Source organism: Novosphingobium sp. KCTC 2891 (genome assembly GCF_025938155.1).
Taxonomy (GTDB): Bacteria; Pseudomonadota; Alphaproteobacteria; order Sphingomonadales; family Sphingomonadaceae; genus Novosphingobium.
Genome location: NZ_JAPCZG010000001.1, coordinates 548,285 through 562,305, shown reverse-complemented (window position 1 = coordinate 562,305; position 14,021 = coordinate 548,285). Strand labels below are relative to the sequence as shown.

12 protein-coding genes are annotated in these 14,021 nt (G+C 66.9%); 4 read left to right on the top strand and 8 right to left on the bottom strand.

The genetic code is table 11. From position 1 onward, the window contains the following. Positions 1-4: 4 nt before the first annotated feature. A complete protein-coding gene (locus OLX02_RS02640) occupies positions 5-562 on the bottom strand; it encodes a class I SAM-dependent methyltransferase (RefSeq protein ID WP_319641226.1) in 558 nt (185 codons plus the stop codon). Positions 563-868: 306 nt separating this feature from the next. Here OLX02_RS02640 and OLX02_RS02635 point away from each other — a divergent pair, with 306 nt between their 5' ends. The 4 genes from OLX02_RS02635 to zapE all read left to right on the top strand — a co-directional run bounded on the left by OLX02_RS02635 (position 869) and on the right by zapE (position 3,600). Continuing rightward, positions 869-1,075, top strand: a complete 207-nt coding sequence (locus OLX02_RS02635; RefSeq protein WP_264419976.1) for a Flp family type IVb pilin — start codon at positions 869-871, stop codon at positions 1,073-1,075. Between the two features lie 139 nt (positions 1,076-1,214). Then, positions 1,215-1,997: a succinate dehydrogenase iron-sulfur subunit gene (locus OLX02_RS02630; RefSeq protein WP_319641225.1), complete on the top strand. Its 783-nt coding sequence runs from the start codon at positions 1,215-1,217 to the stop codon at positions 1,995-1,997. A gap of 11 nt (positions 1,998-2,008) precedes the next feature. Beyond that, positions 2,009-2,467: a PaaI family thioesterase gene (locus tag OLX02_RS02625; protein ID WP_264419974.1), complete on the top strand. Its 459-nt coding sequence runs from the start codon at positions 2,009-2,011 to the stop codon at positions 2,465-2,467. Beyond that, positions 2,467-3,600 (top strand): cell division protein ZapE, encoded by a 1,134-nt coding sequence (gene zapE, locus OLX02_RS02620; RefSeq protein ID WP_264419972.1) that lies wholly within the window; start codon positions 2,467-2,469, stop codon positions 3,598-3,600. The genes OLX02_RS02625 and zapE overlap by 1 nt, the downstream gene beginning before the upstream one ends. Before the next feature lie 227 nt (positions 3,601-3,827). On the opposite strand, the gene OLX02_RS02615 is transcribed toward zapE, so the two are convergent. The 7 genes from OLX02_RS02615 to OLX02_RS02585 form a co-directional block, all read right to left on the bottom strand. Then, positions 3,828-6,080, bottom strand: a complete 2,253-nt coding sequence (locus OLX02_RS02615; protein ID WP_264419971.1) for a GGDEF domain-containing phosphodiesterase — start codon at positions 6,078-6,080, stop codon at positions 3,828-3,830. Between the two features lie 97 nt (positions 6,081-6,177). Then, positions 6,178-8,067: an XrtA/PEP-CTERM system amidotransferase gene (locus OLX02_RS02610; RefSeq protein WP_264419970.1), complete on the bottom strand. Its 1,890-nt coding sequence runs from the start codon at positions 8,065-8,067 to the stop codon at positions 6,178-6,180. Positions 8,068-8,076: 9 nt separating this feature from the next. After that, on the bottom strand, positions 8,077-9,681 hold the full coding sequence (xrtA, locus tag OLX02_RS02605; protein ID WP_319641224.1) for an exosortase A: 1,605 nt from the start codon (positions 9,679-9,681) through the stop codon (positions 8,077-8,079). Beyond that, positions 9,630-10,847, bottom strand: coding sequence for a TIGR03087 family PEP-CTERM/XrtA system glycosyltransferase (locus OLX02_RS02600; protein ID WP_264419968.1), 1,218 nt, complete (start codon positions 10,845-10,847; stop codon positions 9,630-9,632). Before OLX02_RS02600 ends, xrtA begins: the two co-directional genes overlap by 52 nt. After that, positions 10,844-11,902: a FemAB family XrtA/PEP-CTERM system-associated protein gene (locus OLX02_RS02595; RefSeq protein WP_264419966.1), complete on the bottom strand. Its 1,059-nt coding sequence runs from the start codon at positions 11,900-11,902 to the stop codon at positions 10,844-10,846. Before OLX02_RS02595 ends, OLX02_RS02600 begins: the two co-directional genes overlap by 4 nt. Then, positions 11,902-12,747 (bottom strand): XrtA system polysaccharide deacetylase, encoded by an 846-nt coding sequence (locus tag OLX02_RS02590; protein ID WP_264420316.1) that lies wholly within the window; start codon positions 12,745-12,747, stop codon positions 11,902-11,904. The genes OLX02_RS02595 and OLX02_RS02590 overlap by 1 nt, the downstream gene beginning before the upstream one ends. Before the next feature lie 41 nt (positions 12,748-12,788). Next, complete coding sequence (locus tag OLX02_RS02585; protein ID WP_264419965.1) at positions 12,789-14,015, bottom strand: XrtA/PEP-CTERM system-associated ATPase; 1,227 nt, start codon at positions 14,013-14,015, stop codon at positions 12,789-12,791. Positions 14,016-14,021 lie beyond the last annotated feature (6 nt).

Here is a 14,021-nt window from a genome sequence, read left to right as displayed (position 1 = left end):
CCTCTCAATCGGCGCGGCGCGCGCTGCCCCATTCCATCCAGCCCGCCAGGCGCGGCACCTTGGGCGCATAGCGGCCGTGCTGCCCGTCGATGGCAAAGCCCGCCGCAGCGATGCTCGCGGTCACCGGCCGCGAAAGGTGGCACCCACCCATCAGGCGCTTCCACAAAGGCTCGATACGGTGCTGCCAGCGCTCCACCCCGGCATCGGGTGCAAGCCCGTGCTCAAGGAACAGCAACCGTCCTCCCGGCTTCAGCACGCGGCGCAATTCGCCGAGGACACGCGCCGGATCACTGACCGAACAGAGCGTGTAAGTGCACACCGCCGTGTCGAAGCTCGCGTCGGCGAACGGGATCGCCTCGCCCACACCTTCCCGAATGTCGGCCGCCCAGCCCTTCCGCACCGCTTCATCGCGGGCGTAGTCAAGCAGCTTGCCCGAGGGGTCCAGCCCCGCGAACGAAGTGACCGCCTCCGCATCATAAAACCGCTGATTGATTCCGCCGCCACAGCCCAGTTCGAACACAGCCCCGCGCGCGCCCGGCACCACCTCGGCGCGCAAGTCCATGATTGCCGGCGCCGCGCAAGCGCACCGGATCAGCCTTGGCACGACATGGGCGTCCCACCATTGCCCCGCTCCCATCACATCCCCTCTCGCGTTTTGTTTTCGTGTTGTGCGCAACACCATGCCGCGAATCGGGCGGGGAGCAAGCGCATGACGGAAATCCTGCCGTCGGCGCCACGCCGCCATCCCCGTTGGAAGGCAGGTATCAACCCAATGAACATCCATTAATATAACCTTGGTTATATATTTTTCACCCTTCCGGCTTAGTCGGGATCTCGCTCGTCGCGGAAAAGAGAACGAGGAGATCGAATGTTTCAGCGTATCAAAGCCTTGGCTACCGATTCCACCGGCGCCACGGCCATCGAATACGCCCTGATCGCCGCACTGATCGGGATCGCCGCCGTGAGCGCGATGAGCGCGATCGGCACGGCACTTTCGGTCACCTTCGATCAAGTTTCCGCCGACATGAGCAGCTCCGGCGGCGCCGACACCACGGCTGGCGACACGACCGTCTGATCTTGTCTCCCCCGGGCGGGGCCGCACCCCCGGCTCCGCCCACATTTCCGCACTACCGACGATTGCAGACTTCTTGGCCACTTGCTCCGTCCCGCGCATCCGCTAAGGACGACTCGATTTGCGCATTGGGGAAACATTCATGGCGACCTTCACGCTTCCGAAAAATTCCAAGATCACCGGCAAGTCGCGCCATCATGCCGCGGCGACCAATGGTCGGATCCGGAAGTTCAAAGTTTACCGCTATGATCCGGACAGCGGCGAGAACCCCCGTTACGACACGTTCGAGATCGATCTTGAGCAGTGCGGCCCGATGGTGCTCGACGCCCTGATCAAGATGAAGGGCGAGCAGGATCCGACTCTCACCTTCCGCCGCTCCTGCCGCGAAGGCATCTGCGGTTCGTGTGCGATGAACATGAACGGCCGCAACGGCCTGGCGTGCACCACCGCGATCGAGGATCTCAGCGGTGAAGTCCGCATCACCCCGCTGCCGCACATGGAAGTGATCAAGGACCTCGTCCCTGATTTCACCCACTTCTACGCGCAGTATGCCTCGATCCGGCCCTGGCTGCAGACGGTCTCGCCCACGCCTTCGGGCAAGGAACGCCTCCAGTCGCCCGAGCAGCGCGAAAAGCTCGACGGCCTCTACGAGTGCATCCTGTGCGCCTGCTGCTCGACCTCGTGCCCGAGCTACTGGTGGAACTCCGACAAGTTCCTCGGCCCGGCGATCCTGCTCCAGGCGTACCGCTGGCTGGCTGACAGCCGCGACGAGATGACCGGCGAGCGGCTCGACGAGCTGGAAGATCCCTTCCGCCTCTATCGCTGCCACACGATCATGAACTGCGCCAACGTCTGCCCGAAGGGTCTGTCGCCAGCGCGCGCGATCGCCGAGATCAAGAAGATGCAGGCGGAGCGGGCGCTCTGAGCGAGCGCACGATGACGACGGGGTTTCGGGTGGAGCCGAGCACGGAGTTTCCGGGCTGGCTCACCTGGGACCTTATCGACGATACACGCTTCAATGCCTGCGCGATCGGCAAGCTGATCGCGCGGCTTGAAGATGCGCCCGGTGGCGGCCGACGCGCCCGGCTGCGGATGTTTCCCGAGCGCCAGCATTCCAACCTGCTCGATGCGGTCCACGGCGGCGCCACGCTCTCGCTGATCGATATCGCCCTGTTTACCGGAATGCGCCTGATCCTGGACGGGAACGCCGCCGGATCGGTGACCCTCGATCTTTCCACGCAATTCATCGGCGCGGGCCGCCTTGGCGAACCGCTCGACGCCGTCGTCGAAGTGCTGCGCGAAACCGGCCGCCTCGTGTTCCTGCGCGGCCTTGTCGAACAGGGCGACCAGACCATCGCCGCGTTCGGCGGCACGATCCGCAAACCCTCGCGCTGATGCCCAGCGTTGCCCAGCGCTACGCCGAACTCGTCGCGGCGGGCGAGCTCAAGCCGGACCCGGAACAGGCAGCAGCAGCCCAGCGGCTGGACCGCCTGCAGCAGGAGCTGGAGCGCCCCGCCCCTGCCGGTGGCCTGCTCGGCCGGTTGCTGGGCCGGAAAGCGCCCGAGCCGCCGCGCGGCGTGTACATGTGGGGCGACGTCGGGCGCGGCAAGTCCATGCTCATGGACCTGTTCCACGACAATCTAGATCTCGCCGCCAAGCGACGCGCACACTTCCACGAGTTCATGATCGACGTCCACGCACGCCTGCGCGAGGAGCGAAAGAAGGAAAGCGGCGACCCGATCCTCCCGGTCGCGGCAGACCTCGCCAGCGAAACGCGCGTGCTGTGCTTCGACGAGATGGTCGTCAACAACAGCGCCGATGCCATGATCATGAGCCGGCTGTTCACTGCCCTCATCGTCGAGCACGGCGTCACCGTGGTCACCACATCTAACCGCGCGCCGTCACAGCTCTACAAGGATGGGCTGAACCGCGAGCACTTCCTGCCATTCATCGCGCTGGTCGAACAACGGCTGGACGTGGTGACGCTGAACGGGCCGACCGATTACCGGATGGAGCGTATGCGCGGCGTTGGCACATGGCACGTGCCGATCGGACCGGCCTCCACCGAGGCAGTGCGCGAAGCCTTCTTCCGCCTGACCGATTATCCGCCGGAAGACAGCGCCCATGTCCCCAGCGCCGAACTCGACGTCGGCACCGGCCGCACGATCCACGTGCCCAAGAGCCTGAAGGGCGTGGGCGTGTTCAGCTTCAAGCGACTGTGCAGCGAGGCACGCGGCGCCGCCGACTACCTCGCCATCGCGCGCCACTATCACACGGTCATCGTCGTCGCGATCCCGCGCCTCGGCGCCGAGGTTCGCAACGAGACCATGCGTTTTATTACGCTGATCGACGCACTTTACGAACACAAGGTCAAACTGATCGCAACGGCAGATGCGGATCCCGTTAACCTTTACGATTCGCGCGGCAAGGGCGACGACGAAGGCCGATTCGCATTCGACCGCACGGTCAGCCGGCTCATGGAAATGCAGAGCCAGGAATACCTCGCGCTGGGCCACGGCGAGATCTGATCGCCGCACGCCGATTTGGCCAAAATCGGCCACGCAAACCCCTGATATCTTAGGAAAAAGAAAAAAGCCCGGAGCATGCTCCGGGCTTTCATTGTTGTCCGTTCAACGGAGAACAACAACGCCTCAGGCGTTGTTGCTGCCCCCACGGAAAAGATACCAAAGCATGCGAATTCCTCCATCCACGGTGGAGGCTCGCGTTTAACATTGCCCGTTATGGTTAACAACTCCTAAACAGCCATCATTCCCCGTCGCCGCGACTCTTCGTATTCTTGCACGAATACAGCAAAGGGTTGCGGCCGCCCGAGGTAGTAGCCCTGCGCATGGTCGCAGCCGAGTTCACGCAGCATGCTGAAGGTCGCCGCGTCCTCGATGCCCTCGGCCACCACCGACTGCCCCAGGTCGTGCGCGAGTGCGATGGTGTTGGTGATGATTGCCCGGTCGCGGTCGCTGGTCAGCAACCGTGACACAAAACGGCGGTCGAGCTTGAGTTCGTCACTGGGCAGATCGGCGAGATAGGCGAGGCTGGCTTCGCCCGTGCCGAAATCGTCGATGGAGAGGCGGAAGCCCATGGCACGCAACTGGGTCAGGTTATGGCACGCTGCCGGACGATTGCGCACGCTCGACGTCTCGGTCACCTCGACTGTCAGCAGCGACGGGTCGATACCGCGTCGGCGCACGATCTCGGCGAAGTTTGTAACCAGATCGGCTTTATCGACCATCTGGGCAGACAGATTGATGCTCATCTGGAACCGCGGTCCGGTGGCGTTGAGCGCAAGCGCCGCAGTGATCGCTTCTTCCAGCACCCAGTACGTCAGCGTATCGATGCGGCCAGCGCGCTCGGCCTGGAGGATGAAGGCATCGGGCGCGATGGGCCCTCGCGTCGGATGGTTCCAGCGGATGAGCGCCTCGGCACCGCTCACGCGGTTTTCGGCAAAATCGAACTGCAGTTGGAAGGCCAGCCAGATCTCGCCATTTCGTAGGCCTTCTTCAATGCGGGCGTGGAGCGAAAGTTCCCAGGGCGCTTCGGCAAGGCGATGCGATTCGAACAGCTCGATCGAGCGGCCATTGCCCAGCGCCTCGTTGGCGCTGGCCAGCGCGGAATTGACGCGGGTAACCGCATCCAGACCTTCGTTCCGATCCAGTCCGAAGTGGATATTGGTGTCGAACGTGTGCGTGCCGATCTGTAGCGGCGCGGAAAAGAGCGCGCGCAGCCCTTCGAGATGGTTGAGTTGCATTTCCAGCGGACGCGCTTCCTCGGTCCACGCGAAGTGCCCGCCCTCACCGTGGTAGATATCGTTGGCGCCGGACCCCACCGAAAGTCTTCGCGCGATCTGGCGCGCGCATTCGCCGTGCAGGTCGCGCGGCAGCGTCGCCAGCATTTCCTCGTAGCGCGCCACGACCGCAACGATCACGTCGCGCCCGACCGGCAGTGGCTGCGACGAGAGTGCGACAAGGTTGGGGAGTCCCGACAGAGAAGTGTGCTGAATACGGCGCGTGCGCTTCTGCCAGAGACGGATGGATCCATAGATCGCCAACATCAGCAGCGGGACGTCGGGATAGGCAACGAAGCCGAACTTGCGCAAAATCGCCGGCACACACCACGTCGCCACAACGATGGCCGCATAGAGCGGCAATTTGACCCGCTGGCGCCCAATCCGGCTCACGGCGGAAATCGCGCCGACCACCAGGGCAAGAAGCGGCAGGAACGTCAGGTTCATCGAGATCGGTTTGCGGAGGGCTTCAGCGCCAGCGATATCAGCAGCAATCGGCTGCACCATCTCCGTGCCGAAATAGCCGACCAGCGGAGCCTGTCCTGACGAGGTCACGACAACAGTCCGTCCAGTAAGAATGCCAAGCGCCGCGCCACGTTCAAGCAAACTGCGGCCAGAGATCTTGATGATAGAATCGGACCCGACCGAAATATCGGGATAGTAGACCGATTGCGCGCCAGCATACTGACCGGCGAGAGCCGTGCTGAACGTAGGATATTTTCGCCCATTCAACTCAATGAAATAGGGCGCAGATTCGACCGTATAGAGAAAATTGCTGTTCCATGCCGACAGAACGATCGGCGCATTTCCGACAATCGTCTTGGACGGAAACTTGAACATACTGGCATCGAAGCGATCAGGCTTTTGAGCCCGGACGACAAAAGCGATGTCCTTGCCGAAGGAACTGACAGCACGGGCCAGTTCGGCGTCACCCGTCCCGTTGATGCCAACAGGAATACGCGCATCGAAAAAGACGTTGCGCGGCATCTGCTTGCGAATCTGCGTGAGGAGATTGGCTTCGTCGCGCGTCTGGAGATCGGCGAAGTCGTCGACGGAAACGAGAATGACCGATTCCGGCGCGGGACGCCGCGTCCACTTTGCGACCACATTCCAATACATATGCCCCACCGCATCGCTCAGCCCGGCGGCCCAGAGGGTCAGGCTGATCAGCAGGGAAATCCCGATCGTGGATCGAAGAAAGTGGCGCATGGACCGTCGCAAGAAGTGGTTCCTACGATCGGATCTAGTCCGAATTGGTTTATATCCCCTTACCTTGGTTACCGTCCGTCAACCAAGAATCGCTGGATCACAGCAGGTTTCCAAAGCTCCGGTCGAGCATGACCAGCTGCCACAGCAGCCGACTGTGGTCCGCGCGGCCGCTGATATGCGCCTCCGCCAGCCGGCGCAACTGGGCCGTGTCGAACCATCCGGTGCGCGCAAGTCCCTCGCCATCGGCAACCGCGCGCGCCTGTGACGCCAGCGGCCCGCGCAGCCATGCCGCAATGGGGGTGACGAAGCCCATCTTCGGCCGGAACAGGATGTCATCCGGCAGATAGCGCCGCATTGCCTGCTTCATCAGCCATTTGCCGGTCATGCCGCGCACGCGCAGCCGTTCCGGCAGCCGCGCGCCGAATTCGACCAGACGGTGATCGAGCAGCGGCTCGCGCGCCTCCAGGCTCACCGCCATGCTGGTGCGGTCAACCTTGGTGAGGATGTCGCCTGGCAGGTAGAACTTGAGGTCGGCGTATTGCGCCCGGTCCAGCCCGCTGCGCGCCGGGGCGCGGCGCATCAGGTCCACGAACGGCTGTTCGGCACGGTAGTCACCGCGCAAACGGAGGAAATCCGGGGAATAAAGCGCCTGCCGCTGTTCCTCCCCCGTCACCGCCAGCGCGCGCGCATATCCTTCCTCACCATCGCGGGCGAGGCTGAGCAACGTTGCCTTGGCACGCAGCGGCCGGGGCGCCCAGTCGAGCTTGGGATATAGCCCGCCCAGCGCCCCGAACAGGCCGCGCCGCAGCCCTTGCGGCAGCAGCGCCCGCGCCTGCTCCTCGCGGTGCTGGAACGCCTGCCGCCGATACCCGGCAAAGATCTCATCCGCCCCGTCGCCCGAAAGCGCCACCGTCACGTGGCGGCGGGCCAGTTCGCACACGCGGAAGGTGGGCAGCGCGGACGCATCGGCGAAAGGCTCGTCGAACATCCCCGCCAGCCGGTCGACCAACGTGAAATCGTCCGATCCGATCGTGCGCGCATGGTGATCGGTACCGAACCGGCGCGCCACCGCATCGGCATAGGACGTCTCGTCCAGCGCGCCCACGTCGAAGCCGATCGAGCAGGTCGTCACCGGCTCCCGGCTCGCCTCCGCCATCAGCGCCACCACCGAGGAGCTGTCCACCCCGCCCGACAGGAACGCGCCCAGAGGCACGTCCGCCGCCATGCGCGAGGTGACTGCTTCGCGCAGGCGGTGCAGCAGGTGGACGCCGAGGTCCGCCTCCGATCCGGCCTCGCGCTCGGCGAAGGAAACGTCCCACCACTGCACCGGCGGCGGTGGCGGCCGGTCGTGGCTCAGCAGGCGATAGGTGCCCGCCGGGAGCTTCTCGGTGCCTTTCAGGATCGCCGCCTGATCGGGAACGTATCCCCAGGCGAGATAGTCCTCCACCGCCAGCGGATCGATCTCGCGCCGCAGCATGGGGTGGGCCAGAAGCGCCTTCAGTTCCGATCCGAAGATCACGCTGCCATCGGCAAGCGTCGCCATGTGCAGCGGCTTCACTCCCAGCCGGTCACGCGCCAGCAGCAGCGTCCTTTGCCGCAGGTCATAGAGCGCGAAGGCGAACATCCCGTGCAGGCGGGGCAGGCAGTCCACGTCCCAGCGCTGCCACGCGGCAAGGATCACCTCACTGTCGCCATCGGTGTGGAACATCGCGCCGCCGGCCTGCAATTCCCGGCGCAATTCGCGGAAATTGTAGATCTCGCCGTTGAACACCAGCATCGCCATGCCGTCGCTCGACGCCATTGGCTGGGGCGAGCCGGCTAGGTCGATGATCGCCAGTCGCCGGTGGCCCAGCCCGACGCCGGGCGCGGTCCACACGCCCTCGCCGTCAGGCCCCCGGTGCGCGATGGCATCGCACATCCGGGCCACGCGCGCCGGATCGACGGGCTTCAGCCCCTCGGTATGAAAGATACCCGCTATTCCGCACATGCGAAGACGCTAGCGGACCTGCGCGATGCGGTCCATCCACCTGCCGGGATCGCCGATGGCGGTCTCGAACGCATGGACGGCGGCGACGGCGTCGGCCCCCTCGCCCTGCTCGGCGGACAGGATCAGCGCCGAGGTGGGCCGCGCGCGCAGCAGCAGGCGGTCGGCGATGTTGGCCAGCTTGAGCCGCGCATTGCTGCCCGTCAGCAGCGCGCCCGTGCGATAGCGCGTCACCGCCAGCCGGTGAACCGGACCGGGGGCCTGCACCACGTCCACCTTGGCGCCGGCGAACGGGGGTCCCGCCGCTTCCCACGCCCAGCGGCTCCCCAGCGGCAGCGCGCCCTGCCCGAACCCGCCGGCCTCGCGCCCCTCGACCTGCGAGGAATAGAGCGCGAACGACACGTCGACGACATGGCCGCGATCGTCGGCATAGCGGCCCAGCAGGCGGTGATCTGCGCCGCCATGCAGCGGTGCCCATGGAAACGCCGGGCCATCGGCCACGCGGTGCCACCCAGCCACTTCGGGCAGTTCGATCTGCGCGGGAAGCGCCGCCTCAAGCCGCTCGGCAGCGGCCGCCCAGCCAACGAACAGCGCAATCAGCGCGGCGATACCGGCCAGCGCGGGAAAGGCCGCGATCCGCAGTCCGGCCACCCGCGCCAGCAGCGGCGAGGCGGCAATGGCGTCTGCATCGATGAACGGATCGTCCACCGCACGGTCGAAGAACTTCCAGCCCGCGGCCATCGTCAGCGCCATCACGATGGCGAAGAACACCCATCCGTAGAACACGTGGTCGAAGCCGGCGGCAAACTCGATGCCGAAAATGCCGGCAAGGAAGATCGTCCCCCACGCGCGCACCCCGTTGGCCAGCACCGGCACCACCAGCGACAGCGCCATGAACCCGGCGCGGCGCGGCCAGCTGCGGAAGCAGACATTGGCGACGAGCGTGCCATAGGCGATCATCGCGATCAGGAACTTGACCCCGGAACAGGCCTCGGCAACCTCGAAGTAGCCCGCCGGCGTGGTGATGAACACGCCGTCGATGGTCGCCGGGCCGCCCGCGATCCCCAGCAGAGCCATGGTGATCCGTGCGGTCACGGTCTGGAGCGTGGGGATCATCTCGTCGCCGAAGGGCACGAGGAACAGCATGTAACCCAGCGGGAACAGCAGCCCCGTGGCCACGCGCGGTCCCAGCAGGGCCAGCGCCGCGCCCTGGAGCATGACCACCACGCCCAGCTGGCGCGCCAGCGAAAGTCCGGCGAAATCGCCCAGCGTCCACAACAGGCCGGCCCCGGCGAACACCACCAGCCCGGGCCACCACCCCTGCGGGGCAAGGCTGCGCAGTTGCGGCCAACGCTGCGCCACCAGCCAGCCCAGGATGGGCGGCACCAGCAGGATGTGGTTGTAGGTCGAACTGTCCCACCACTGGCGCGCCATGTCGGCCCAGTCGCCGAAGAACACCGCAAACACCGCCGCCCAGGCGAACCCCAACGCCAGCAGCGGCCCGCGCCACGCCTGCGGCACACGCGCCAGCATCGGCGGGCGCGCGGCGGGCACCGCCTCCGGCATCATCGCGCCAGCCCCAGCAGGGCCGGCAGCGGCGCCAGCACGCGGTCCCACGCGCAGTTTTCCAGCACGAAGCGGCGCGCCGCCTGCCCCATTTCCTGCGCCCCCGTCAGGTCGCTCAGCAAGGCCAACGCACGGCTGCCCAGCGCGTGGGCACCATCCGCCACCGCGAAATGTTCACCGTCGCGCGCGGCAATTCCCGTCGCTGCGGCCGGGGTCAGCAGAACGGGGCGGGCCATGGCCATCGCCTCCAGCACCTTGTTCTGCACGCCCCGTGCGATCTGCAAAGGCGCGGCGACAAGGTCGGCGCCCGCCAACCAGGGCCGCACATCGGGCACGGCGCCAGTTACGTGGGTGCCATGCACGCCCTGCAGCGACCGCACCGCTCCGGTCGGCGCGCGGCCGACCACGTTGAAGGTGGCCTCCGGAAACAGCGCACGGATGCGCGGCATCACCTGGTGCGCGAACACCGTCACGGCCTCCACATTGGGCTGATAATCCATCTGCCCGGTGAAGACGATCTGCGGCCCAGCCTGCCCCATCTCCGCCGCGGGGTGCACCGCGATCGGATCAAACGCGGCGGCGTCGATCCCGTTGCCCAGAGCCTGCACGTCGATCCCGCCGCGCGCGGCCTGCCCTTGCCCAAACAGGCGCTGTTCGAACAGCGCCTTTTCCTCGGGCGTCACAAGCAGGCTCACGCTCGCCCGGCGCGCCGCGCGTTCCTCGTGCGCGCGCAGCAGCCGTGCCTCGCGCGTGTAGAGCCAACGACGCGCGGGGCCGCTTTCGCGGGCATAGGCCTCGAACTTGGCCGAATCGACATCGACGAAGTCCATCAAGAAGCGCCCGCCAAAGCCCGCCGGCACATAGTCTGCCATCTGCCCCGAAAAGACGTAGATCGCAGAGATCGGCCGCTCGCGCAGCAGGCGCGCGGTCCAGCGGCGCAAGTGCGGGGACCGGAAAGCCGCGACGCTCACCGGCTGACGCCGCGCCAGCGCGCAGAGGCCCGCGCGCGCCAGCGGCGGACGCGGCGCGATGCAGTGGCTGGCGGCAAGCTGCGCCAATGCGCCTTCCTCCGCGCGGTCGTCGTCGTCATCGGCCAGGCAGCCGACGTGGACGGGCGCGAGTTCGGCTATCCGGCGCAGCAAGTGGTTGGACCGGATCTTGTCGCCCCGGTCCGGCGGGAACGGCACGCGGTGGGCCAGGAACAGAACCTCGCTCATGCCAGCCCCCGCGCGATCCACGGCCCCAGCACATTGGCGACCCGCAGCGGCAGCTTCTGCCACAATGCGATCCGCGCGCGGTAACGCGGGCTGAGCGGGTTCACGTCGCGCGGCGCGGCGCCGTCGGCGGTCCACTGCGCATAGCCCAGCGGCTCCGGCGTGAAGCCCCAGTTGCGCTTGAAGTGGTAGGCCCCGGTATCGACCTTGGAGCGTCCGAAATCGAAGCGGTCGCAGCCGCGCCGGCGCGCGTGACACATCAGCGCGTAATACATCACGTCGTTGGCGCGCAGCGCGCGGGCCGCGAGCACGCCGCCGCCCCAATAGGGCATCACCGCGCCGCGATGATACAGGCTCAGCACGCTGGCGACCGGCTGGCCCTCGTGCAGCACGGTCAGGATGTCCGCATCCTCGCCGAAGCGGTCCATCACCGCCTCGAACAGCGCGCGCGGGAATACCGGCGTGCCCAGGTTGCGCACCGATTCGGCATAGACCGCATGATGCATCGCCCGGTCGCCGGCACCGCGCCCCACGCGCACCTCCATGCCGTGGGCCAGCCCCTTGCGCACTTCGGCGCGCTGCTTGCGCGGCACGGCGAGAAGCTGCGCCTCGTCATCGCCGGCCAGCGGCGCGACGAAACCGGCATGGCTGTCGCGCTTTACGTGCCACCCCTCGCCTGTGGGCATCGGCCCGCCGCGCAGTTCGATAGACGGGCAATTGAGCCGCACCGCCAGTTCTGTCGCGGCACGGTAGAGCGCCCCCGCATCGGCCGCATCGCCCAACAGCCCGCCGCCCACGGAGAACCCGGTCGAAACGAGCGCGCGGCCGAACAACGGCGAATGCACCGCATGCAGCGGCAGCGCTGCGGTCGGCACGCCGTCGCGCTCGGCCAGCAGCGTCACCGCCCGGTGCCCGGTCGCGGCTTCCACCGCCTCGATCCATTCGGCGCGGTGAAAGGGGGTAGCCTCCGCCGCGCCGTCGACCAGCCGCGCCAGTGCGGCAGCATCGCCCGGCCCGGCCAGCCGGACCTGCGCTGCAGGGGTTGTTCGCGCCAGCATCACGCTGTCCGCGCTGCTTCGCGCGCCGCTACATCGTCCATCCGGCCCCACTGGAAGTCGCCCAGCAGCCGGCGCAGTTTCCCCGCCATCACCGAAAGATTGGTATAGTGCCGCAAGCGCGAGCGCAGCGGCGCGTGGGCCATGCGGGGCTGGGCCGGGTCGATTTCCCACGGATGGAAATAGAACGCCGCGGGCCGCCCCTCGCGCGCATTCACCTGCCGGATCGCCCAGCGCGACACGCCATAGGGCAGCAGCCGGAAAAACCCGCCCCCGCCCGCCGCCATGCGCCGTCCGGCGACCTCGGCCGTCGTCACCGGGATTTCGATGAGGTCCGCCCCCGCAACCGGCCGGAACGCGAAGCGCGGCGCCTCGCGCCAGCCATAGTGATCGTGCACGATCGGCGCGACGCTGGAGGAATAGGCATAGCCCTGCTCGGCCAGAACCCGGTGCGCCCAGGGCGTGCGCACATCGATCGAGAAGCTGGGCGCGCGATATCCGGTCACCGCGCTGCCGCTGGTGTCTTCCAGCACCTTGCGCGCGCGGTCGATGTCCTGCGCAAAGGCAGCCTCGCCCAGCGTGAACACGCGGGCGTGGTCCCAGCCGTGGCTGGCGATCTCGTGCCCTGCCCCCGCGATCCGGCGCATCATCGCGGGATGGCGCTCGGCCACCCAGCCCAGCGTGAAGAACGTGGCCTTCACCCCGGCATCGCCGAACATCTGCAGGATCGCGTCGCAATTGCGCTCGACCCGGCGATCGATCCCGTCCCAGTCGGCGCGGTCGATCACTTTCTCGAACGCGCCGACCTGAAACCAGTCCTCGACGTCGACCGACAGGCCATTCAGCAAGGGCGCCGGGGCGGCAGACACGGAAGAGGTCAACCTTTCGCTCAGGCAGCCGCGCGCTGCGGGCCTTCGCTCTCGATCCATTCGATCAGCATGGCCAGGACGTGGCGGATCGCCTGCTCCTGCTCCTGCGTGCGGTCTTCCAGTGCCGCGACCCGGCGCGCGATCGCGGCCAGCGCGGTGCTCACTTCGGCCAGTTCGCTGTCATCGCGCGCGCTTGCTGGGGCTGCCGCCTGCACCGCCGTATCGCGCTGCTCGGACAGTTCGATGACCGCCTGCTGCAATTCGGCGATCTGCTCGTCGCGGATGGCCAGAGCCTCTTCGAAGGCGGCGAAGTCCGGAGCGGCAACGGGCTGCACGTCGATCTCCACCGGAGCGGAAACGCGCGGCGCCGGCTCGGCGGATGCCACAGGGACCGGGGCCGCTTCGACCACGGGCGCAACCGCCGTGGCAAATCCGCCGTCCTGCTCCAGATCGGCCAGCACGTCGCGCAGCATCGCGCCGTCGATCCGGGTGCGCTGCTCCACCGCACCCATCAGCAGCAGGCGATTGACGATCTGGTTGATCCGGCGCGGCACGCCGCCGCTGGCGGTGGCCAGTTCGGCATAGACGCGCTGGTCGAAGGCCGGATTGCCGGACCAGCCGACACAGGCGAGGCGATGCTCGACATAGGCGCCAACCTCGCTCGGCTCCATCGCATCAAGGTGGTGCGAGGCGATCACCCGCTGGCGCAATTGCTCCAGCCCCGGCGTCGTCTGAAGCAGCGTGCGGAATTCCGGCTGGCCCAGCAACAGGATCTGCAGCAGCGGATGCGCGCCCAGCTGGAAGTTCGACAGCATCCGCAGCTCTTCGAGCGCGGACACCGAAAGGTTCTGCGATTCGTCCACCACCAGCAGGCAGCGCCGCCCGGCGCGTGCCTCGTCGTGGAGGAATGCCTCGATGCGCGAAAGCGCGGTCGCCTTGTCGTGGCCCTGCACGTCCAGCCCGAACGCGCGCGCGGCCAGATGCACCAGCTCCTCGCCATCCAGCTTGCTGGTGACGATCTGCGCAGCGGTCAGCCGCTCGCGGTCCACCGTGGCCATCAGATGCGCCGCCAGCGTCGATTTGCCCGCGCCGACCTCGCCGGTGATGACAATGAAGCCTTCGCCCTGCGCCAGCCCATATCCCAGATAGGACAGCGCCTTGCGGTGCGTTCCGCTCTCGAAATAGAACTGCGGATCGGGCGTGAGCTGGAACGGCCTGCCGGTCAGTTGATAGAATTCATCGTACATCGGGCG